Source organism: Cryobacterium sp. SO1 (assembly GCF_004210215.2).
In the GTDB taxonomy this organism is placed as follows: domain Bacteria; phylum Actinomycetota; class Actinomycetes; order Actinomycetales; family Microbacteriaceae; genus Cryobacterium.
In genome coordinates this window covers 374770-395682 of the sequence record NZ_CP067394.1, presented here as the reverse complement: position 1 = coordinate 395682, position 20913 = coordinate 374770, and the positions used below count along the sequence as shown (strand labels likewise).

19 protein-coding genes and 3 pseudogenes are annotated in these 20913 nt (G+C 67.7%); 6 read left to right on the top strand and 16 right to left on the bottom strand.

From position 1 onward, the window contains the following. Positions 1-185: 185 nt before the first annotated feature. Genes BJQ95_RS01945 through BJQ95_RS01930 form a run of 4 tightly spaced genes read right to left on the bottom strand, consistent with a single transcriptional unit; the run spans position 186 to position 4008 of the window. On the bottom strand, positions 186-944 hold the full coding sequence (locus BJQ95_RS01945; RefSeq protein ID WP_130177569.1) for an ABC transporter ATP-binding protein: 759 nt from the start codon (positions 942-944) through the stop codon (positions 186-188). Further along, entirely contained in the window at positions 941-1954 is a 1014-nt protein-coding gene (locus tag BJQ95_RS01940; RefSeq protein WP_240694721.1) for an iron chelate uptake ABC transporter family permease subunit, read from the bottom strand. The genes BJQ95_RS01945 and BJQ95_RS01940 overlap by 4 nt, the downstream gene beginning before the upstream one ends. Continuing rightward, positions 1944-2963 (bottom strand): ABC transporter permease, encoded by a 1020-nt coding sequence (locus BJQ95_RS01935; protein ID WP_256041492.1) that lies wholly within the window; start codon positions 2961-2963, stop codon positions 1944-1946. Before BJQ95_RS01935 ends, BJQ95_RS01940 begins: the two co-directional genes overlap by 11 nt. Positions 2964-2991: 28 nt before the next feature. After that, complete coding sequence (locus tag BJQ95_RS01930) at positions 2992-4008, bottom strand: siderophore ABC transporter substrate-binding protein (RefSeq protein ID WP_130176870.1); 1017 nt, start codon at positions 4006-4008, stop codon at positions 2992-2994. 67 nt (positions 4009-4075) lie between these two features. On the opposite strand from BJQ95_RS01930, the pseudogene BJQ95_RS19460 reads away from it, so the two are divergent. Continuing rightward, positions 4076-4222: pseudogene (locus BJQ95_RS19460) on the top strand (substrate-binding domain-containing protein); the annotation flags it as partial. On the opposite strand, the gene BJQ95_RS01920 reads toward BJQ95_RS19460, so the two are convergent. Both BJQ95_RS01920 and BJQ95_RS01915 read right to left on the bottom strand, forming a co-directional pair. Continuing rightward, positions 4176-5258 carry a DUF2382 domain-containing protein gene (locus BJQ95_RS01920; protein ID WP_370688360.1) on the bottom strand — a complete coding sequence of 361 codons (1083 nt, stop codon included), beginning with the start codon at positions 5256-5258 and terminating at the stop codon, positions 4176-4178. The pseudogene BJQ95_RS19460 and the gene BJQ95_RS01920 overlap by 47 nt on opposite strands. A 108-nt stretch (positions 5259-5366) precedes the next feature. Next, a complete protein-coding gene (locus BJQ95_RS01915; protein ID WP_130176871.1) occupies positions 5367-5945 on the bottom strand; it encodes a hypothetical protein in 579 nt (192 codons plus the stop codon). 390 nt (positions 5946-6335) lie between these two features. On the opposite strand from BJQ95_RS01915, the gene BJQ95_RS01910 reads away from it, so the two are divergent. The 5 genes and pseudogenes from BJQ95_RS01910 to BJQ95_RS01890 all read left to right on the top strand — a co-directional run. After that, positions 6336-7055, top strand: coding sequence for a hypothetical protein (locus BJQ95_RS01910; protein ID WP_130176872.1), 720 nt, complete (start codon positions 6336-6338; stop codon positions 7053-7055). Next, positions 7048-7464 carry a phage holin family protein gene (locus BJQ95_RS01905; RefSeq protein WP_130176873.1) on the top strand — a complete coding sequence of 139 codons (417 nt, stop codon included), beginning with the start codon at positions 7048-7050 and terminating at the stop codon, positions 7462-7464. The genes BJQ95_RS01910 and BJQ95_RS01905 overlap by 8 nt, the downstream gene beginning before the upstream one ends. Continuing rightward, complete coding sequence (locus tag BJQ95_RS01900; RefSeq protein ID WP_130176874.1) at positions 7461-8036, top strand: DUF3618 domain-containing protein; 576 nt, start codon at positions 7461-7463, stop codon at positions 8034-8036. The genes BJQ95_RS01905 and BJQ95_RS01900 overlap by 4 nt, the downstream gene beginning before the upstream one ends. Before the next feature lie 47 nt (positions 8037-8083). Further along, positions 8084-9151, top strand: coding sequence for a YihY/virulence factor BrkB family protein (locus tag BJQ95_RS01895; protein ID WP_130176875.1), 1068 nt, complete (start codon positions 8084-8086; stop codon positions 9149-9151). A gap of 68 nt (positions 9152-9219) precedes the next feature. After that, positions 9220-9407, top strand: a pseudogene (locus tag BJQ95_RS01890) (manganese catalase family protein); the annotation flags it as partial. Positions 9408-9441: 34 nt separating this feature from the next. Here BJQ95_RS01890 and BJQ95_RS01885 read toward each other — a convergent pair. From BJQ95_RS01885 to BJQ95_RS01840, 10 genes and pseudogenes are all read right to left on the bottom strand, one after another. Continuing rightward, positions 9442-9768, bottom strand: a complete 327-nt coding sequence (locus tag BJQ95_RS01885; protein WP_130176876.1) for an ATP-dependent DNA ligase — start codon at positions 9766-9768, stop codon at positions 9442-9444. Between the two features lie 44 nt (positions 9769-9812). Next, positions 9813-9986 (bottom strand): annotated as a pseudogene (locus tag BJQ95_RS01880) (SDR family oxidoreductase); the annotation flags it as partial. 205 nt (positions 9987-10191) lie between these two features. Beyond that, entirely contained in the window at positions 10192-11073 is an 882-nt protein-coding gene (locus tag BJQ95_RS01875; RefSeq protein ID WP_370688359.1) for a DUF2382 domain-containing protein, read from the bottom strand. Between the two features lie 96 nt (positions 11074-11169). After that, entirely contained in the window at positions 11170-11823 is a 654-nt protein-coding gene (locus BJQ95_RS01870) for a hypothetical protein (protein ID WP_205750063.1), read from the bottom strand. Positions 11824-12166: 343 nt separating this feature from the next. Next, on the bottom strand, positions 12167-12574 hold the full coding sequence (locus BJQ95_RS01865) for a YccF domain-containing protein (RefSeq protein ID WP_130177191.1): 408 nt from the start codon (positions 12572-12574) through the stop codon (positions 12167-12169). A gap of 189 nt (positions 12575-12763) precedes the next feature. Then, on the bottom strand, positions 12764-13957 hold the full coding sequence (locus BJQ95_RS01860) for an acetate/propionate family kinase (protein WP_130177190.1): 1194 nt from the start codon (positions 13955-13957) through the stop codon (positions 12764-12766). Continuing rightward, entirely contained in the window at positions 13954-16170 is a 2217-nt protein-coding gene (pta, locus tag BJQ95_RS01855) for a phosphate acetyltransferase (protein ID WP_130177189.1), read from the bottom strand. Before pta ends, BJQ95_RS01860 begins: the two co-directional genes overlap by 4 nt. A 2-nt stretch (positions 16171-16172) precedes the next feature. Beyond that, positions 16173-18653 carry a phosphoketolase gene (locus tag BJQ95_RS01850; RefSeq protein ID WP_130177188.1) on the bottom strand — a complete coding sequence of 827 codons (2481 nt, stop codon included), beginning with the start codon at positions 18651-18653 and terminating at the stop codon, positions 16173-16175. Positions 18654-18723: 70 nt separating this feature from the next. Continuing rightward, positions 18724-20277, bottom strand: coding sequence for an MFS transporter (locus tag BJQ95_RS01845; RefSeq protein WP_256041491.1), 1554 nt, complete (start codon positions 20275-20277; stop codon positions 18724-18726). Next, the gene (locus tag BJQ95_RS01840; protein WP_130177595.1) at positions 20274-20861 is read right to left on the bottom strand and encodes a transcriptional regulator; all 588 of its coding nucleotides are present in this window, start codon (positions 20859-20861) and stop codon (positions 20274-20276) included. The genes BJQ95_RS01845 and BJQ95_RS01840 overlap by 4 nt, the downstream gene beginning before the upstream one ends. Positions 20862-20913 lie beyond the last annotated feature (52 nt).

The following is a 20913-nucleotide window of genomic DNA, read 5'->3' as shown; positions in this document are numbered from 1 at the left end:
CACCGACACACCGGGTGGGTCGTGCACAGGGCGGCTGTTCCTGGCACGGGATGCGGCATCCGCTCGGCACAGCGGTCGTGTGGCGCGCCGGATGCGGCACAACTGTGCCCGAATCGGACTAGTGCGCCCCGCGCACCGGGTGCACTAGTCCGATTCGGGAACAGTTACGGGACGGCGGGGTGCGGTTAGGAGTAGTACAGGGCCACCGGGCGGCCGTCGATCTCGCGCACGTCGACCTTGGTGTCGTAGACCGCCTCGAGAACGTCTGGCCGCATGATCTCGCCGGCCGGGGCATCCGCCACGACCCGGCCGTCGCGCATGGCGACGATGCGGTCGGAGTAGGTGGCGGCGAAGTTGATGTCGTGCAGCACCACGATGACGCGCTTGCCGAGCTCGTCGGCCATGCGCCGCAACAGCTTCATGATCTCGGTCATGTGACGCAGATCGAGGTTGTTCAGAGGTTCATCCAGCAACACATACTTGGTGTCCTGCGCGAGCACCATCGCGATGAACGCGCGCTGCCGTTGCCCACCGGAGAGCTCGTCGAGGAACCGGTGCCGATAGTCGTCGAGCTCGAGGTAGGCGATGGCCCGCTCCACGTGGTCGCGGTCGGTCACGGTGAGGCGGCCCTTCGAATGCGGGAAGCGGCCGAACTCGACCAGATCGTGCACGGTGAGGCGGGCGGCGATGTGGTTGTCTTGCCGCAGCACGGCGAGGGTGGTGGCCAGGTCGCTCGAGCGGGCCGCGGTCACATCCAGGCCGTCTACCGTGACGCTGCCGAGCTCGGGGCGGATGAGGCGCCCGACGACCCCGAAGAGGGTGGACTTGCCCGCGCCGTTGGGCCCGATCAGCGCCGTCACCCCCTCGGCACCGAACGAGATGCTCACGTCGTCGAGCACCGTCTGGGAGTTGTAGCGTTTGGTCACGCCATCGAGCACGATCATCGTGCCCCCTTTCGCAGAACCAGATAGAGGAAGAAGAGGCCGCCGGCGAACTCGATGATCATCGAGAGGCTGCCGCCGAGGGAGAAGACCCGCTCGAGGACGATCTGGCCGCCGAGCAGACAGATCACGCCGATCAGCACGGCCATCGGCAGCGTCCACCGGTGCAGGAAGGTGCCGGCGTAGGAGTAGGCGAGGTTCGCCACGATCAGCCCGAAGAACAGGATCGGCCCGACCAGGGCCGTTGAGGCGGCGATCATCACCGACACGATGGTGAAGAGCATCAGCACCGTGCGCCGGTGGTTCACCCCCAGCCCCACGGCGGCGGGCTCCCCCAGGGTGAGCACATCGAGGATGCCCAGCATCGGCCAGACGGCGACGCACGCGAGCACCACGATCACGCCGGTGAGCAGCAGCAGTGTCTCGTCGGGGCGGCTGAGCGAGGCGAACATCGCATCGGAGAGCACCTGGAAGTCCAGCGGATCGAGCATCCGCTGCATCCACTCGGTGAAGCTGCGAAAGAACGTGCCCAGCACGATGCCGACCAACAGCATCAGGTGCAACGAGCGGCGTTTGCCGCCGAACAGCCAGCTGAACAGAACCACACTGAAAGCCACCATCACCAGCACCTGCACCGCCCACAGGGTGAGCGGATCGGCGCCGAGGAACGATGCCGACCCGAAGAAGAACACGATCACCGTGGAGATGAGCACGTAGAAGGCGTCGAAACCCATGATCGACGGGGTGAGGATGCGGTTCTGGGTGATGGTGTGGAAGACCACCGTGGACACGCCGACCGCGGCGGCGACCAGCACCATGGCGATCACGGTGAGGCTGCGGATTCTGAGTGCGAAGGCCACCGACCCGGGCACATCCGTGAAGAAGTAGACGGCCACGAGCGCCAGCGCCGCGACCGCGAGCAGGGCCAACCGCACGCCGGGGCGGGCCCAGAGACCGGCGAGCCGCCCGGGCCGGCGGAGGCGGCCGGGGGCGGGGGCGGTGTCAGTGAGCACGACCCCTCCTTCGCAGCAGCAGCCAGAGGAACACGGCGGCGCCGATGATGCCGACGATGACCGACAGCGGGATCTCATAGGGGAAGCGCACGACCCTGGCGATGATGTCGCAGGCGAGCACGAAGATGGCGCCGAGGCCGGCGATCCACGGGATGGACCGACGAGCGTTGTCGCCGATGATCAGGCTGACCACATTGGGCACCACGAGGCCGAGGAACGGGATCACCCCGGAGGTGACCAGCACCGACGCGGTGATGAGCGCCACGATCACCATTCCGAGCGCTACGACCCGGCGGTAGTCCAGGCCGAGGTTGGTGGCGAAGTCCTCGCCCATGCCGATGACGCTGAACCGGTCGGCGGCGAACCACGCCACCACCACCATGGCGCCGGCGATCCAGACGAACTCGTAGCGGCCCTGCATGACCTGCGCGAAACTGCCCTGCGACCACTGGCCGAGCGACTGCAGCAGGTCGAGGCGATAGGCGAAGAACACCGTGACTGAGCCGACGACGCCGCCCAGCATGATGCCCACCAGCGGCACGAGCACCAGCTGGCGCACGGGCACCGCGCGCACGACCCGGAGGAACACCCAGGTGCCCAGCAGGCCGAACACCGCGGCGACGGCCATCTTGCCCACCACCGGCATCCCGGGCCAGAAAACGGTGCTGATCAGCATGCCGAGGGTGGCGAACTCGGTGACACCGGTGGTGCCGGGTTCGACGAAACGGTTGCGCACCAGCATCTGCATGATCAGGCCGGCGATGCCCAGCGACGCGCCGGCCAGGAGTACGGCGACGGTGCGCGGGATGCGGCTGGTCACGAGCAGGAAGGCCGCGTCGCTGCCCGGTCCCCCGGTGATCAGGGCCAGCGGCGAGACATCGGAGACTCCGATGAACAGGCTTGCGACACAGAGGATCACGAGCAGGGCGCCGATGAGCACCCCCACCCCGGTGCGCCACGGACGGGCGGGCACGGGGGTGGGGGTGCGGCGGGTGAGAAGGTCAGTCACTGCGTGTTCAGCCGGATGCGCCCGGGCGTCACTCGGCGATCTGCAGAACGTCGTCGATCATCAGCTGGGTGGTGGTGAGCCCACCGAACACGATGTACCAGGCCGTGGGGTTGAGGGAGACGATCTGGTCTTGCTCTGCCGCGGTGGTCTGCTTGACGATCTCGTTGTCAAGAACGGCCGCGGCCGCTTGGGCATCCTCGGTGCCGGTGGCGGCGTCACGGTCGACGACCCAGAGGTAGTCCGGGTTCTGCTCGAGCAGGAACTCGGACGAGACCGGCTCGCCGTGCGTGGCCGACTCGATGTCCTCGACGACCGGCGTGACGCCGAAGACGTCGTAGATGAGGCCACCACGGGCGTTTCGCCCGGTGGCGTCGTCGCCCGAGGGGGCCATGGCGTTGAGCTTGCCGCCGGAGACCATCAGGCCCAGGCCGGTGCCGGCATCCGCCGTGACGGCCTGCGCGTCGGCGATGCCCGCCTCGAGGTCGGCGAGGGCGGTCGCGGCCTCGTTCTGAGCGCCGAGCACCTCACCGAGAAACTCGGTGTTGCGCTCGAGGGTCTCGAGGAAGGACCCACTAATGCTCAGATCGACCGTGGGCGCGATCTGGCTGAGGTCGTCATAGAGCGCCGCCGAGCGCCCGCCGATGACGATGAGGTCGGGCTGCTGCGCCTCGATTTCAATCAGGTCGGCCTCGAAGAGGGTACCGACGTTGAACGCGTCATCGGCCAGATACGCCTGCAGATAATCGGGCACCGAATCCAGTGGTGCGCCGGCGATCTCGCCGCCGAGCGCGCCGATCGTGTCCAGGCTGGCCATGTCGAACACGACGATGTTCTGCGGGTCGGTCGGCACCTCAACGGTGGTCGCCTCGTAGGTGGCTTCTTCGTCTTCGTCGGCCGTGTTGCGGTCCCAGGAAAAGGACACCGACTCGGCCGCGGCCTCATCACCGGTGGTTCCCGCTGCGGTGTCTGTGGATGAGCAGCCGGCGAGAACCAGAGCGGATACGGCGACGAACGAAAGTGTTGCGAGTGGGCGCTGCAAAATCATTGGGGGGGGAGCCTCCTGAGGCACGCGGCATTTGAACATTGGTAAGGCTAACCTAACCTCTACCCGAATGTCCAATACGGCGCCGGCCGACGTGAGCGTGGTGGGCTTCGACGACATGCCTGAGGCCGATGCCTTCTGGCCGCCGCTGACCACCGTGCACCAGGACTTCAGCCAGGTGGGGCGGCTCTGCATCGAGAAGCCGCTGCGCCAGATCGACTCGCCCGGCGCAGCCGTGCCCGGCACCACCATCGTGCCCACCCACCTCGTGGTGCGCACGAGAACCGCGCCCCCGCCCGCTCTGAGTGCTCATAGGGGTTCTCCCCGGGGTTGCCGACCTTCAACGTTGCGACGCTTCGGGTCCGGGCACAGGCAGACTGCGCGGGAAGGACTGCCGGCGGCGGCTGGCCCGACCGGCACCAGACCCCGAGGCTGGACTGCCCCGGGGTCCGATGGTTGGTGCGGCTGTAAACGGTGTCGTCGCGGTCGCGGCGTCGCTTGCTGTCGATCTCTGACTCGTCGTAGTCGATCTCTTCCTTGCGCAGGTCTTCGGAGACCCGCTGATCTTCGGTGACCGTCTCGGTGCTCAAGCGAACCCGCTCCACCGGAACAGTCTCCTTGTCCACGACGACGCGTTCCGCGGTGAGTTGGACTTCGTGCTCGTCGTCGGTGAGGTCCGGGCCGGAGGTGGCGCTGCCGCGATTGGCGTCCGTGATGGGCTCGCGCTCGAGGGTGACCTCCTCGCGACTCACCGGCACCGTGACGGTCTGGTTTTCCGTCACCACATGCTTGCGCAGCCGGGCGCGGCCGGCGGACACCTGCTCGGTTCCGACGCGCATCTGCTCCTCGGATCGGGTCATCGCGTCGTCGGTGCCGGCGTTGGCCTCAGTGCCGGCGTCTTCGTAGGTTCCGGTCGGGTCGGTGCCCTGGCCGGCGCTCGACCCGCCGAGCCCGTAATACCGGTAGAGCGCGTTTTCATCGGCGCTCTCCAGCGAGCCGTCGGTGTCAATGCGGGGGGCGTCCTTCACGACATCCTTCTCGAAGCCGATGCGCAGTTCGTCGCCGGCCCACTCGGCACGCTCGAGCGGAGCGAAGGATTCGCGGGAGCCGAACAGTCCGGTCTTGACCGTGACCCAGGTGGGCTGGTCGGTGGACGAGTCCAGGTATACCTGGCCGACGGTGCCGACCTTGCGACCTTCGGTGTCGACGACGTCGGCACCGATGAAGGAATCGATGTTGTTGGTGTTGATCATTGTCTGTTCTCTCTTCCTATTTCACACGCCGAACGACCTGCCCGGCGATGGTGGGGCTGTGGATCGGATTGAGGACCACGCTGGTGCGAGGGTGCTGTGCGAGGTTCGCTAACGGCCGAGCCCGGCCTTGTCGACCTTGCGGTGGTAGCGCATGCCGGCGAGACCGCCGAGGATCGCGCCGCCGAGGCTGACGAGGGCGATCGCGATGGTCGTGATGATGCCTCCCAGGGCGAGATCGCCCTCATTGATGGAAATGCGGGGGAAGCTGTTCAGGTCGGCGAGGACGTTGAACTGGCTGCCCGCAATCGCGCCCACGATAGCCAGTACCACGGCGACGAACACGACGATGCCCAGGGCGATCGCGCCGATCAGGCCGACCGTCGCGGCATTCTCGGCCGCGGCTTGGGTGGCCTGTTCGGGGTCGGCCTGATTTCCGAGCCCCACTGCAGCGCCGGCGCCGGCGACCAGCGCGGTGAGCAGCACCGCCGCCCCTGTGGCAGTGAGCCAGCCGAAGAAGGCGGTGAAGAACTGCATGCCGCCGAACTGGTTCTTCTCCCTGGCGACGACATCTTCGCGCACTGTGTGGCCGCTGGTCGCCGCGCGGGCGGCAGGTTCGGTGCCGACGGGAGTAGGGTTCGCGTTCTGCGCCGACGGGTTCTGCATTGGTTCGTTCTGCGCTGACGACATGAGGTTCTCCTTCCAACGATGGTGCCGGGTTGGACCGACTGTGGCAGCGGGGCTGCACGTCGGATACACATCCGGGGCTATCTCGTAGACGAGAGAAACCGACGCGATGTCACGCGATTCGTTGAACTTTTGTCCAAGAAAGAGGCGGCGGACCATACCCGCCATGCGGGTTCATCGCTACCCCCCTCCAGCCACACCGGAGCGACGCCCGAGTCGTCTTAATAGACGATGAAATTCCTGAATCGTCACGGAAAAAAACAATCCGCGCGAGTTCTCTCAGAGTGCTTGAAATCCGCCTGTGACCATCACAAAGTATTTGCATAGCGAGGCAGACGTCGAGGGTCGACGTCGCACCCACGTCTCACCCACATCGATTTCTCAAGGAGAGCCATGTCGAACACCTATCCAACAATCACACCCGGGATCCCTGACCTTGGCACCAGCGCGGCGTCCGACAGCGGCCCCGATGCCCAGGAACGCGCGGCCGAAGTGAAGGACACTTCGGTCGCTGCCGGCCAGCACGTAGCCGGCGTCGCCAAGGACGAGCTGCACAAGGTCGGGAGCGAGACCAAGCAGCAAGCCAAGGACCTCTACCGCCAGACGCAGGGCGAACTCGCCGACCAAGCGGCCGCGCAGCAGAAGCGGGTCGCTTCCGGCATCCGCACCCTCGGCGACGAACTCGGTTCGATGGCCGACAAGTCTGACACCCAGGGCGTGGCTAGCGACCTCGCCCACCAGGCCGCATCGCGCGCCGCTGGGATCGCCGACTGGCTCGACCAGAGCGACCCGGGGGCCCTCCTCAACGAGGTCAAGGGCTACGCCCGACGCAGCCCCGGCATGTTCATCGCAATCGCCGCCGTCGCTGGCGTGGTCGCCGGCCGGCTGACCCGCTCGGTCATCGCCGAGGCCAAGGACTCCTCCGACACCGACTCGAACGGTACCGGCACCCCGGCCGCCACGACCACCGGCGTCGGCACCGACTACGACGTGGGAGCCACCACCGGAATCGACACCGCCTTCGACACCCCCACCACGCCGACCACCACGTCCGGCGTCGGCAGTCCGCTGGCGGCGGAGTACCCGCAGTACACGGAGAACCGCAATGAGTGAGCTGCCCACCCCCTCTGAACGCAAGGCTGCAGACACCTCACTCGGCGACCTGCTGAGCGAGGTCACCCGCGACGTCTCCGTGCTGATGCGCCAGGAGGTCGAACTGGCCAAGGCCGAGGTCAGGCAGTCAGCCACCCGCGCCGGCAAGGGAGCCGGGATGCTCGGCGGAGCCGGCTACGCCGGTCACCTCACCGTGCTCTTCCTGTCTTTCGCCACCTGGTGGGGACTCGGGCACGTCATCGACATCGCCTGGGCGGCCGTGATCGTCGCCGTCGTCTGGGGCATCGTGGCCGCGGTGCTCTTCGTGCTCGGCCGCAAAGAAATGAAGGCCGTCAAGGGCGCGCCCGAGACCGTCGACACCCTGAAGCAGATTCCTGACGCATTGAAACGAAACGAGGAAAACCGATGAGCACGTATGACACATCCAGCACCGACCCCGAGGTTCTGCGGAGCCAGATCGAACAAACCCGTCGGGGCCTGGGCGCCGACGTCGATGCCCTGGCCGACAAGGTCACGCCAGGCAAGATCATGGACCGCCAGAAAGACAAAGTCAAAGGCGTTTTCACGTCTGCAAAGGACAAGATCATGGGCACAGCTTCAGACGTCGGCGACTCAATCGGCGGAGGGGCTGACAGCGTGTCGGGCAGCGCGCACAACGCGGTCTCCCAGGTCAAGGGCAACCCGCTTGCGGTGGGCCTGATCGCGTTCGGTGTCGGCTGGCTGGCGTCGTCGCTGCTCCCCGCCAGCACCGTCGAGAAGAAGGTCGCGGCCAACGTGAAGGAGGCCGCGGAGCCGCTGGTGAGCGAGGTCAAGGACGCCGCGAAGGATATGGGCGCGAACCTCAAGCAGCCCCTCGCCGACGCCGCCGACGCCGTAAAAGACACAGCGACGGATGCCGCGGATACCGTGAAGTCCGAAACCACCTCGTCCGCCGACGAGGTGCGTGACACGGCTAAGCACGCCGGCCAGGGCACCGTCTAACTGCGGAGCCTGCACCATCCGTACTACGAGAACGAGGAGATGTTCCGGTGGCCCGCAACGACACCAGCGAGAAGGACGCCACCGCTCCCTCGCCCGACGATCCCCGCAAGCCGGATTCGCCGGGCGAGGTGAGCAAGCCGTCGTGGAAGTACGCGCTGAGAAAGACTCTGCGCGAATTCACCGCCGACCAGTGCACCGATCTCGCGGCGGCGCTGACCTACTACGCCGTGCTGGCGCTGTTCCCAGCGCTGATTGCGTTGATCTCGCTGCTGGGCGTTTTCGGCCAGGGAGAGCGGTCCGTCGACACCATCCTCAACCTCGTCAACCAGCTGGCTCCCGGCGGCACGGCTGACCTGCTGCGCGAACCGCTCGAGCAGTTCAGCTCGTCGCCGTCCGCCGGGTTCGCCCTGGTCTTCGGTATCGTGCTGGCCATCTGGTCGGCATCCGGCTACGTCGGCGCGTTCAGCCGGGCCATGAATCGGATCTACGAAATCGAAGAGGGCCGGCCGTTCTGGAAGCTGCGCCCGATGCAGCTGTTCGTGACGATCGTCACCATCCTCCTGATTTTGCTCATGCTCGTGATCCTGATCGTGTCCGGCCCCGTCACGGATGCCGTGGGTAGCGCCCTCGGACTCGGCGAGACCGTGCAGATCGTCTGGTCCATCGCGAAGTGGCCGATCCTGGCCCTGGCCGCGGTGCTGATCATCGCGATCCTCTATTACGCCACTCCGAACGCCAAGCAGCCCAAGTTTCGCTGGATCAGCCTGGGCGCGCTGCTTGCGCTGATCACCCTGGTGATCGCATCGTTCCTGTTCGGGCTCTACATCACCAACTTCTCCAACTACGACCGAACCTACGGGTCGCTGGCCGGCGTCATCGTGTTCCTCCTGTGGCTCTGGATCGCCAATCTGGCCCTGCTCTTCGGTGCCGAGTTCGACGCCGAACTCGAAAGGGGCCGCCAGCTCCAGGCGGGCATCGCCGCGGAGGAAGATATCCAGCTGCCGCCCCGGGACACCCGCAAGAGCGACAAGGCCGCCGAGAAGGAACGGTCAGACATCAGCGACGGTCGGCGCATCCGTAAGGACGCGAGCGAAAAAATGGACTCGAAGCCCTAACGCATTCCGGGTGAGGCTGTCCCACCACGTTCGATTTCCATTTCCGCACCATCTCTGACGGGACCGACATGTACTTCCACGTGCAACGGCTCATCAGCGACATCACCCGGGTTGAGCCGGATCCGGTCGCCGCCAACGCACTGAGGAAGGCCTCGGGGGACGGTTCGGCGAGATGCGCACCATGATGCAGTACCTCTTCCAGTCCATGAACTTCCGCGGCGTGGCGGCCAAACCGTACCGCGACTTGATCCGAGGCCGGTCACCGACCCCATGGACAGCCTGTCGGCGACTCAGCCGACGCGCAGGTGCTGCCGGGAAGCCTGCGTCCTCGGCTCGGTGCTGAGCACCAGACCCTGGCCGCTGTTGGCCGACGCAGTCAACGCGTCAATCCAGGCTCGGTTGATGCTGGGAGCCTCGCCCTCAACATACTTGAAGTGCAGCGGAATGCTGGGGTGCAGCCACAGGCTCGCCCGACCGGAGCCGCCGGTCGGCGGCTCGTGCCAGGACAGAAAGAAACTCTCGCCGCGGCGGAGTTTGGAGCCGATCACGATCTGCAGATGCACAAGCGCACGGTCATCGAAGTCGACGACGACACTGTTGTAAACGAGCTTTCCCATGATCTAACTCCTCACTCAATTGCCGGCTGTGATGCCCTCCGGCGTTAAAAACCTTTGCCGCCGGTGACCGGGACAAGGGCGCCGGAGATGTAGGACGCCTCCGGTGACGCCAGGAAGACGTACGTGGGCGCCAGTTCGGCCGGCTGCCCGGCCCGGCCCAGCGAGATGTCCTGACCGAAGGTCGGTAGTTTGTCGGGCCAGGAGGTGGCCGGGATCACGATGAAGATGCAATGCCCCTCCTCGCGGATGTCGCCGGGCAGCAGCAGGGCGGTGCGGCCGGCGGCGCGGACCAGGGCCGCGGTGTCCTCGGCATCCGCCTGCTCTTCTGGCACGATGCGCAGGGTCTCCGCCGTGGCCATGGGGCCCGGCGCGACACCGGGCCCCGGGGCCGAACTTCCCCGCGGCCCGATGCTTCGTGCGGATCTAGGCGGTGTCGTCGCGGGAGCGGCGGCTCTTGCGGTCGATGTCCGACTCGTCGTAGTCGATCTCTTCCTTGCGCACGTCTTCGGAGACCCGCTGGTCTTCGGTCACCGTCTCGGTGCCCAGGCGCACCCGCTCCACCGGAACGGTTTCCTTCTCCACCACGACGCGCTCCGCGGTGAGCTGAATTTCGTGCTCCTCGTCACTGAGGTCGGGGCCGGAGGTGGCGTCGCCGCGGTTGGCGTCGGTGATGGGTTCACGTTCGAGGGTGACCTCTTCGTGGCTCACCGGCACCGTGACCGTCTGGTTCTCCGTCACCACGTGCTTGCGCAGCTGGGCACGACCCGCGGAGACCTGCTCCGTGCCGACGCGCAACTGCTCCTCGGAGCGGGTCATCGCATCGTCGGTGGTGGGTCCCGAGGTGTCGTAGCCCTCGGTGCGGCGCGCGCCGGCCGTGTCGTGGTCGGCGGTGTCGTTACGAGTGCTGTCATAGTCGGCGGTGCGGCGGCCGCCAGCGGCGGCATCCGTGCGGGTTTCGGCGGATGCCGTGCCCTGGCCTGCGTTCGACCCGCCGATGCCGTAGTACCGGTAGAGCGCATCTTCGTCGGCGCTCTCCAGCGAGCCGTCGGTGTCGATGCGCGGCGCATCCTTCACGAAGTTCTTGTCGTAACCGACGCGCAACTCGTCGCCGGTCCAGTCGGCGCTCTCGAGCGGGGCGAAGGATTCGCTGGTTCCAAACAGTCCGGTTTTGACCGTGACCCAACTGGGCTGATTGGTAGATGAGTCCAGGTACACCTGGCCGACGGTGCCGACCTTGCGGCCCTCGGTGTCGACGACGTTGGCACCGATGAGCGAGTCGATGTTGGTGGTGTTGATCATTGTCATTTCTCTCTTCCTTCTTCGCTCGCCGAACGGGTTGCCCGGCGATGGTGGGGCGGTGGATCGAATTGAGGATCAGGGGTGGTGCAAGAGTGCTGTGGGCTAGCGGCCGAGGCCTACCTTGTCGACCTTGCGGTGATAGCGCATGCCGGCGAGACCGCCGAGGATGGCGCCACCGAGGCTGACGACGGCGATCGCGACCGCCGTGATGACGCTGCCCAGCGCGAGGTCGCCCTCGTTGATGGGGATCCGGGGGAAGCTGTTCAGGTCCGCGAGGATGTTGAACTGGCTGCCCGCGATGGCGCCCACGATGGCGAGGATCACGGCAACGATCACGGCCCACAGCCACACGGCGATGCCCTGCTTCGCGCCGCTGAACCGTGCCATCCGGCCGGCGACGTAGCCACCGCAGAAGTACGCCACGAAGACGACGACGCCGAGGGCGATGGCGCCGATCAGCCCGACGGTCGCGGCGTTCTCGGCCGCGGCATCCGTCGTCTGGGACGGGTCGGCCTGGGTGCCGAGCCCAACAGCGGCGCCGGCGCCCGCTACCAGGGCGGTGAGCAGCACCGCTGCCCCGGTGGCTGTGAGCCAGCCGAAGAAGGCGGTGAAGAACCGCATGCCGCCGAACTCTTCCTTCTGCTTCGCGACGACGTCCTCACGGACGGTGTGGCCGCTGGTGGCGGGGTGGGCGACCGGCCGGGTGTCACTGGACGCCAGAGGCGGCTGGCGGGATTCATTCTGTGCTGACGTCATGAGGTTCTCCTTCGAACGATGGTGCCGAGTGGAACGAGTGCGTCTCCGAGGCCTCAGGCCTCCGCCCGATTCGGGCTACCTCTCTCAGACGCACTGAGTACACGCATCGTCACGCTCGATCGCGACCAATTCTCACATTCTGCGCGAACGCACACCGAACCCGCACCGAACGGCCGAACCCGGCAGCCCCCGTCCAAATCCGCCTACCCCGTATAACTCCGGCGATTTTCGTCCGGGGCCAGCAGCGGATGCCGGAATCACGCGGCAGCGGGGCTCCGGGAATAATTCTGCAGAAGTTGCGCATCCACACACGGGGGGCCACCGCGGTGGGGGCGGTGGGGTGTCAGCCGCGGCGGGCGATCGCCCGGTCGAACTCGCCGCCGGTGGGCACGATCTCCTTGCCGAGTGGGGCGAGCGAGATGGGCACCATCTTGAAGTCGGCGATGCCCAGCGGGATGCCGATGATGGTGATGCAGAGCGCGATGCCCGAGACGATGTGCGCCAGCGCCAGCCACCAGCCGGCCAGGATCACCCAGATCACGTTGCCGAGGAACGAGAACGCGCCGCTGGTGGGCTTGGCGACCACCGTGCGGCCGAACGGCCAGAGCGCGTAAACGCCGATGCGGAAGGAGGCGATGCCCCACGGGATCGTGATGATCAGGATGCAGAGCACAATCCCCGCGGCAACGTAGCCCAAGAAGAGCCAGAAGCCCGAAAGGACGAGCCAGATCAGGTTGAGGAGTGTGCGCACGCGAAGATCGTAGCGCACTCACTCCGCGCCGTCCCCCAACCAGACTCGCCCATTTTGGCTAGTTACGAGCCGTCGGCACTAGCAAAAATGGGCGACCCCGAGGGAGGAACCTCTTGAGTCGCCCAGTTTTGCTAGTTGGCAGGCCCGCCGCACTAGCAGAAGTGGGCGAGTCCGGGGGTGGGGAGGGGGCTAGATGACCGCGCGGGTTTCGCGGGCGATCTCGAGCTCCTCGTTGGTGGGGATGACGAGCACGGTGACGCGGGAGGCATCCGTCGACACAACCCGGGCGACCCGGGAGAACGGGTCGTTGCGCTCCGGGTCGATCTCGATGCCGAGGCCTTCGAGGCCGCGCAGGGCGCCCTCGCGGATGATGCCGGAGTTCTCACCGACACCGGCGGTGAACACGATCACGTCAACGCCGCCCAGCTGGGCGATGTAGTTGCCCACGTAGCCCTTGATGCGGTGGTAGTAGACGTCGAGCGCGGCCTGCGCCACGGCGTCGCCGGCCACGGCGGCGTCTTCGACGTCGCGCATGTCACCGTTGCCGGTGAGGCCGAGCATGCCGCTCTTCTTGTTCAGCAGGGTGTCGAGCTCTTCGATCGACAGGCCCGCCTTGCGGTGCAGGTGGAACAGCACGGCGGGGTCGATGTCGCCGGAGCGGGTGCCCATCACGAGGCCCTGCAACGGGGTGAGACCCATCGAGGTGTCGATCGACTTGCCGCCGTCGACGGCCGTGGCCGACGCGCCGTTGCCGAGGTGCAGCACGATGGTCTTCAGCTCATCGAGCGGGCGGCCGAGGAACTCGGCGGCGGCCTCTGACACGTACTTGTGCGACGTGCCGTGGAAGCCGTACCGGCGGATGCTGTGCTTGGCGGCCAGCTCGGTGTTGATCGCGTAGGTGTACGCGGCCGGCTCCATGGTGAGGTGGAACGAGGTGTCGAACACCGCGACGTGGGGCACGTCGGGGAAGTTCGCCCTGGCGGCGACAATGGCCTGCACGTGGGCCGGGTTGTGCAGCGGGGCGAGGTCGGCGAGGTCGCTGATCTGCTGCTGCACGGCGTCGTCGATCACGGTGGGGCCGGTGAAGATGGCCCCACCCTGCACGACACGGTGCCCCACGGCGACGAGGTTGGCGCCACTGAGCTGCGGACCGTGTTCCTTGAATGCCGCGATCATCACCTCGAAGCCCGCGGTGTGGTCGGGGATCGGCAGGTTCGCCTCCTGGCGGCCGGCGTCGGAGGCGGTGTTGGTGTGGCGGGCGTGGCCGCTGGCCTCACCGATGCGCTCGACGAGTCCGCCGGCCAGTTCGGTCTCGGTGTCGATGTCGATCAGCTGGTACTTGAACGAGGAGGAACCGCTGTTGATGACGAGGATGGCGGTCATACGGCCGCCTCCACTGCTGCCAGCGATGCGGCCTGGATGGCGGTGATTGCCACGGTGTTCACGATGTCCTGCACGAGGGCTCCTCTGGAAAGGTCGTTGATGGGTTTGCGCAGGCCCTGCAGGACGGGGCCGATCGCCACGGCGCCAGCGCTGCGCTGGACCGCCTTGTAGGTGTTGTTGCCGGTGTTGAGGTCGGGGAAGATGAACACGTTCGCCTTGCCGGCGACCTCGGATTCGGGCATCTTCGCGGCGGCCACGGCGGCATCCGCCGCGGCGTCGTACTGGATCGGGCCTTCAACGGCGAGGTCGGGGCGACGCTCACGTACCAGCGCGGTGGCCTCCCGCACCTTTTCGACATCCGCGCCGCTGCCGGAGCCGCCGGTGGAGTAGGAGAGCATCGCGATGCGCGGCTCGATGCCGAACTCGATGGCGGTCTCCGACGCCGAGATGGCGATGTCGGCGAGCTGGGCGGCGGTGGGGTCGGGGTTGACCGCGCAGTCGCCGTAGACGAGCACCCGGTCGGCCAGTGCCATCAGGAACACGCTGGAGACCACGGACACACCGGGGCGGGTCTTGATGATCTCGAAGCTGGGCCGGATGGTGTGCGCGGTGGTGTGCGATGCGCCGGAGACCATGCCGTCGGCCAGGCCGAGCTGCACCATCATGGTGCCGAAGTACGAGACGTCGGTGACAACGTCGCGGGCCTGGTCGATGGTGACGCCCTTGTGGGCGCGGAGCCGGGCGTATTCCTCGGCGAAACGCATCCGCAGCACGTCGTCGAACGGGCTGACGACGGTGGCCTTGGCGATGTCCAGGCCCAGGCCGATGGCGCGCGAACGCACCTCGAACTCTTCGCCGAGGATGATCAGGTCGGCCACGTCGCGGGCCAGCAGGGTGGCCGCGGCGCGGAGCACCCGGTCGTCGTCGCCCTCGGGGAGCACGATGCGCATGCGGTTCTGGCGGGCGCGCTCGAGCAGGGTGTACTCGAACATCAGCGGGGTGACCACGTCGGCGCGGCTCACCTTGAGCCGGTCGAGCAGGGCGGCACCGTCGACGTGCTGCTCGAACAGCGCCAGCGCGGTGTCGTGCTTGCGCTGCGAGTCGGCGGCCAGGCGGCCGCGGGTGTGGGTGATGCGCAGCGCCGCCTCGTACGAGGCCAGGTCGGTGCGGATGATGGGCACCGACGGGGCGAGGCCCTTCATGAGCTGCTCGATCGACTCGGGCAGCGCGAAGCCACCGACGAGAACAACGCCGGCCAGCGACGGAAAGGTGGCGGACGAGTTGGCCATCAGGGCGGCCAGCAGCACCTCGGGGCGGTCGCTGGGGATGACGACGACGGAACCCTCGGTGAGGCGGGGCAGCACGTTGACCATCGACATGGCGGCCACGACCACGCTGAGCGCCTCGCGGGAGAGCAGCTCGGGGTCGCCCTGCACCAGGGTGCCGTGGGTGGCCTCGAGGATGGTCTTCATGCTCGGGGCCACGAGGAACGCGTCTTCGGGGATGGCCCAGACGGGCACGACGACGGCGTGCGACGCATCCGCGGTCTCGGGGGTGTTGTCGACGCCCTCGCGCACCGCGGCGATGAGGCCGTTGAGGTTGGCGGGGTCGGCGCGGTTGACCACGACGCCGAGCAGCGAGACGTGCTCGGAGGCGAGTTCGGTCAGGGCCACGTCGGTGAGCTGGCGGATGTCGTCGCTCGAGCGCGGTTCGCTCTGGCCGAGCTGGTCGCTCTGGCCCAGTCCCTCGCCCTGGCCGAAGGCCACCCGGCCGGCCAGCACCAGCAGCACCGGAACACCGAGGTTCGCGGCGATGCGGGCGTTGTAGGCCAGCTCGGTGGGGCTGCCCACGTCGGTGAAGTCACTACCGATGACCACCACGGCGTCGCACTGCGCTTCGACGGCCTTGTAGCGGGCCACGATGCGGGCGAGTGCGGCATCCGGGTCGGCGTGCACGTCGTCGTAGGTGACGCCGACGCACTCGTCGTAGCTGAGCGCCGGCTGGGCGACGGGGTGGTCGCCGACGGGCTTGCGGGCCTGCAGGTGGGTGAGCAGGAGTTCGAGCACATAGTCGGGCTTGTGCTTGGACCGGGCGATGGGGCGGAAGACGCCCACCCGCTCGATGGAGTGCAACAGGGTGTCGAGAACGCCGAGTGCGATAGTAGATTTGCCGGTATTTCCCTCGGCGGAGGTGATGTAGATGCTTCGAGCCACGGTTATACGTTATCCCCGCCGGTGGTGTCCAGTGTGCGTGCGGCGGCTGCCGCGGCATCGTTCCCAGCCCATACCCAGTCGGTCACCTCGGGAATGTCTTCCCCGTGATCGCGGGTGTACTGCCGGGCACGCAGGCGGGCATCCTGCATCTGCTGGCGAAGCAGTCCGGCACGGGCTCCGAGTCCGGGTACCCGGTCGATGACATCCATCACCAGGTGGTACCGGTCGAGGTCGTTGAGCATGACCATGTCGAACGGCGTCGTCGTCGTTCCGTTCTCCTTGTACCCGCGGGCGTGCAGGTTGGAGTGGCCGTGGCGCTTGTAGGTGAGCCGGTGGATCAGCCACGGGTAGCCGTGGTAGGCGAACACGATGGGCTTGTTGGCGGTGAAGTAGGCGTCGAACTCCCGGTCGGAGAGCCCGTGCGGGTGGTCGTCCTCGCTCTGCAGGCGCATCAGGTCGACCACGTTGACCACACGCACGCTGAGGTCGGGCATGGCCTCGCGGAGGATCTTGGCGGCGGCGAGCACCTCGAGGGTGGGCACCTCGCCGGCGGCGGCGAGCACCACGTCGGGTTCGGTGCCGGGCTTTTCGGTGCCGGCCCACTCGAAGATGCCCAGGCCCCGCTCGCAGTGTGCGACGGCCTGGTCCATGGTGAGCCAGTTCGGCGCCGGCTGCTTGCCGGCCACGACCACGTTGACGTAGTCGACGCTGCGCAGGCAGTGGTCGTAGATGGAGAGCAGGGTGTTCGCGTCGAACGGCAGGTACACCCGCACGACGTCGGCGCTCTTGTTCACGACGTGGTCGATGAAGCCGGGGTCCTGGTGGCTGAAGCCGTTGTGGTCCTGGCGCCAGACGTGTGAGGAGAGCAGGTAGTTCAGGCTCGAGATCGAGCGGCGCCACGGGATCTCCCGGGTGACCTTGAGCCACTTGGCGTGCTGGTTGAACATCGAGTCGATGATGTGGATGAACGCTTCGTAGCAGTTGAACAGGCCGTGCCGGCCGGTGAGCAGGTAGCCTTCCAGCCAGCCCTGGCACTGGTGTTCGCTGAGCATCTCCATCACCCGGCCGGCGCGGGCCAGGTTGGTGTCCCCCGGCAGGTACTCGGCGTTCCACTGCTTGTCGGTGGCGGCGTAGACGGATGGCGCGAGCCGGTTGGACGCGGTCTCGTCGGGTCCGAAGATGCGGAAGTTGTCCGGGTTGTCGCGGATGACGTCGGCGAGCCAGATGCCGAGCACCTTGGTGGCCTCGTCGATGGTGGCGCCGGGGGACGGCACCTCCACCGCGTAGTCGCGGAAGTTGGGAAGTTTGAGCTCGCGGCGCAGCAGTCCGCCGTTGGCGACGGGGTTGGCGCTCATCCGCAGGTCGCCGTGCGGGGCGAGCGCGGTGATGTTCGCGGCGGGGGCGCCGGCTTCGTCGAAGAGCTCCTCCGGACGGTACGAACGCAGCCAGGATTCGAGCACGTCGGTGTGCGACTGGGTGTCGCGGGCGTTGACCAGCGGCACCTGGTGCGAGCGCCAGGAGTCTTCCACCTGCACACCGTCGATGACGGGCGGGCAGGTCCAGCCCTTGGGGGTGCGCAGGATGATCATCGGCCAGCGCGGCCGGTTGGTGTCGCCGGCGCGGGCGGCGCGCTTGATGGCGGCGATCTCGTTGAGCACCTCGTCCATGGTCTGCGCCATGCGCTGGTGCACGGCCAGGGGGTCTTCGCCGTCGAAGCCGCCGGAGACGATGTGCGGGTTGTGGCCGTAGCCGCGCATGAGGTCGAGCAGTTCGTGCTCGGGGATGCGAGCGAGGATGGTGGGGTTGGCGATCTTGTAGCCGTTGAGGTGCAGGATCGGCAGGACGACGCCATCCTGCAGTGGGTCGACGAACTTGTTGGAGTGCCAGCTGGTGGCCAGCGGGCCGGTTTCGGCCTCACCGTCGCCGACGACGGCGGCCACGAGCAGGTCGGGGTTGTCGAACGCGGCACCGTAGGCGTGGCTGAGCGCGTAGCCGAGCTCGCCGCCCTCGTGGATCGAGCCGGGGGTCTCGGGCGAGGCGTGGCTGGGGATGCCGCCGGGGAAGGAGAACTGACGGAACAGGCCCTTGACGCCGTCGACGGTCTGGTCGATGCCGGAGTAGATCTCGGAGTAGGTGCCGTCGAGGTAGGCGTTGGCGACCATGCCGGGCCCGCCGTGGCCGGGGCCGGTGATGTAGAGGGTGCTGATCTCGCGTTCGCGGATGACCCGGTTCAGGTGGGCGTAGAGGAAGTTGAGGCCGGGCGTGGTTCCCCAGTGGCCGAGCAGGCGCGGCTTGATGTGCTCGCGGGTGAGGGGCTCGCGCAGCAGCGGGTTGTCGAGCAGGTAGATCTGGCCGACCGAGAGATAGTTGGCGGCGCGCCACCAGGCGTCCACGCTGGCAAGCGCTTCGGTGCTCAACGCGTGCGGCAGGCGGCTGGGCCAGGTGAATGCGGTGGGAGTTGCGGACGAGTCAGCCATGACCATCTCCAGGGATTGTGGGCGGCAGTTGCGCCTTTCAAGTTTAGGAGCGGGGGTGTGGGCCAGGAAGGGGACGTTAGTCCCTGTGAGCCTCCCGTGACAGGTCTAGGCTTCCGGGTTCGAGGTTCCGCCAGGATCCCCCCATCAGCGGGGCGAGCGTGACCAGGGCGTACACGGCGCCGACGGCCAGCAGAACCGGGGCCAGGCCGGCCGCCGTGACGGCGACGCCGGCTCCGAGGCTGCCCAACGGAAGGCCCAGCGAGACACCGGTGGTCATCGCGCCGAGCACCCGGGCGCGTAGCTGCCGCGGTACCCGTTCGTAGAGCACCGTCGTGATGAGCGGGTTGATCGACCCGGCCGCCAGACCGGCGACAGCGAGCACGGCCAGCAGCACCGGCACGGGCACGGCGGCGGCCATCGCGAGGTAGGGCGGGGCGCCGGCGAGTAGGAAGGAGATGACGAGCACCGGTCGGCGGGGCCACCGCTGGCCGAGCCAGGTGAAGAGTCCCGCCCCGGCGAGCGCACCGCCGGAGAACACGGCGACCATGACCCCGAAGATCGCGCCGTCCGCGCCGACGGTGCTGGCGTAGGCGGGCATCAGCACGGTGAGGCCGGCGGCGTCGAAGCAGTTGGTGACCACGATCATGAGCACCAGATTTCGCAGCAGTGGTCGGTGGTGCAGAAACCGGATGCCGGCGGCGAGGTCGGTCCAGTAGCCGCGCCGGGTGGCGGGCTGGGTAGGTGTCTCGGAGGGGCGGGCATGGTCGGGGCCCGGGGTCGACGGGGCGGGGGCGGCGGCCTCGGGATCCGCGGGGCGGGCATCCGCGTATCTGGGCACGCCCACCCCGAGCAGCAGCGCGGACACCGCGAAGGTCACCGCGTCGATGAGCAGCGCATTGAGCGGGCCCAGCCAGATAACGCACACCGCGGCCACCGAGGCGCCGATCATGGCGGCGCTGCGCGACACGGCCGAGTGGATGCCGGTGGCCCTGGCGACACTCAGTCCGGCGCCCTCGGCCAGGTCGGGCACCAGCGCCGACTTGGCGGTGTTGCCGGGGGTGTCGAGCAGACCGCTGAGAAAGACCAGGGTGAGCAGCACCGGGAACGGCAGACCGGTGGTGGCAGCGAGCACCGGGATGAGCAGGATGGTGGCCCCGCTGGCGAGGTCGGCCACGATGGCGGCGGTGCGGAAGCCGATCCGGTCCACCAGGACGCCGCCGAGGGCTCCCCCGACGATCACGGGCACCGTCGCGAACACCCCGGCGATCCCGGTGGCGAGCACCGAGCCGGTGTCGTGCAGCACATACAAGGGGATGACGATGACCGTGATGACGTTGCCGAGCAGGGAGAGTCCGTGCCCGCCCAACAGGGCGATCAGCGCGAGGAGACCGCGGCGTGGTGCAGGTCCGACAGCCTCGCTCGTCGGCCCCGGCCCGCCGGTCGAGTCCGGGCCACCGGGTCTCGACGAGCTCGACCAGCATGTGGTCGCGACCATCTCGTTGGTCGAGCTTGTCGACGTCGTGCTGAGCCCGTCGACGTAGACCGCGCTGGTCGAGCCTGTCGACGTCGTGCTGAGCTTGTTGACGTCGACCCTGTGCCACTGCCGTCCCTCCCGTCCGCCGGCGGTCACGGGCGCCGGCTCGCGTGCACGATGAACTGCACGGCCTGAACGCCCGGCCGGTCGCGATCCCCCGCGGCGTGCCACTTTCCCAGCACGGCCTCGAGTTCGGCGCTGGCCTCGGCCAGCTCGGCCACGGTGAGGTAGGCCACGGTGTCGCCGCCCGTGGCCGCGTCCACCCAGCCGCGCGGCTGCCCCTGCTGCGCGTCGACCGCGGCGTGCAGCGCGGCCGCGTACACATCGGCCACCTGGTGCAACATCGCGGCGGAGGCCAGGCGCTCGTCGGCGGGCGCATCCGCAGCACTCGGGGTGATGCGGGTGGCGTCGTGGGCGGCCCGCCACCAGCGCTCGCGGCGATCCGTGGCGAGTTCGGGCGCCTCCTCGACGAAGCCGAATTCGGCGAGCTTGCCCAGATGGTAGCTCAGGGTGCCCGGCGCCTCGTCCACGAGGTCGGCCAGGGCGCCCACGGTGCGCGGACCGTCGATGCGCAGTTCGCCGAGAATCCGTAGCCGGAGCGGATGCGCGAGGGCGCGCATCTGCTTGGCGGTCGTGAGCGAGACGACGGCAGAGTCTGGCAGGGCATCGGCGGTGGTCATGCTCTGAGTGTAATTGCACAAGAACTCTTGTGCAATGACTCTTGCGCGATTG

Bases quoted from the DNA above. Each gene is read 5' to 3' on its own strand.
- BJQ95_RS01860 (WP_130177190.1), bottom strand. From the start codon at position 13,957: ATGACCGCCATCCTCGTCATCAACAGCGGTTCCTCCTCGTTCAAGTAC.
- BJQ95_RS01875 (WP_370688359.1), bottom strand. From the start codon at position 11,073: ATGACAATGATCAACACCACCAACATCGACTCGCTCATCGGTGCCAAC.
- BJQ95_RS01930 (WP_130176870.1), bottom strand. From the start codon at position 4,008: ATGATTTTGCAGCGCCCACTCGCAACACTTTCGTTCGTCGCCGTATCC.
- BJQ95_RS01945 (WP_130177569.1), bottom strand. From the start codon at position 944: ATGATCGTGCTCGATGGCGTGACCAAACGCTACAACTCCCAGACGGTG.
- BJQ95_RS01905 (WP_130176873.1), top strand. From the start codon at position 7,048: ATGAGTGAGCTGCCCACCCCCTCTGAACGCAAGGCTGCAGACACCTCA.
- BJQ95_RS01840 (WP_130177595.1), bottom strand. From the start codon at position 20,861: ATGACCACCGCCGATGCCCTGCCAGACTCTGCCGTCGTCTCGCTCACG.
- BJQ95_RS01900 (WP_130176874.1), top strand. From the start codon at position 7,461: ATGAGCACGTATGACACATCCAGCACCGACCCCGAGGTTCTGCGGAGC.
- BJQ95_RS01915 (WP_130176871.1), bottom strand. From the start codon at position 5,945: ATGTCGTCAGCGCAGAACGAACCAATGCAGAACCCGTCGGCGCAGAAC.
- BJQ95_RS01870 (WP_205750063.1), bottom strand. From the start codon at position 11,823: ATGACGTCAGCACAGAATGAATCCCGCCAGCCGCCTCTGGCGTCCAGT.
- BJQ95_RS01910 (WP_130176872.1), top strand. From the start codon at position 6,336: ATGTCGAACACCTATCCAACAATCACACCCGGGATCCCTGACCTTGGC.
- BJQ95_RS01885 (WP_130176876.1), bottom strand. From the start codon at position 9,768: ATGGGAAAGCTCGTTTACAACAGTGTCGTCGTCGACTTCGATGACCGT.
- BJQ95_RS01920 (WP_370688360.1), bottom strand. From the start codon at position 5,258: ATGATCAACACCAACAACATCGATTCCTTCATCGGTGCCGACGTCGTC.
- BJQ95_RS01850 (WP_130177188.1), bottom strand. From the start codon at position 18,653: ATGGTCATGGCTGACTCGTCCGCAACTCCCACCGCATTCACCTGGCCC.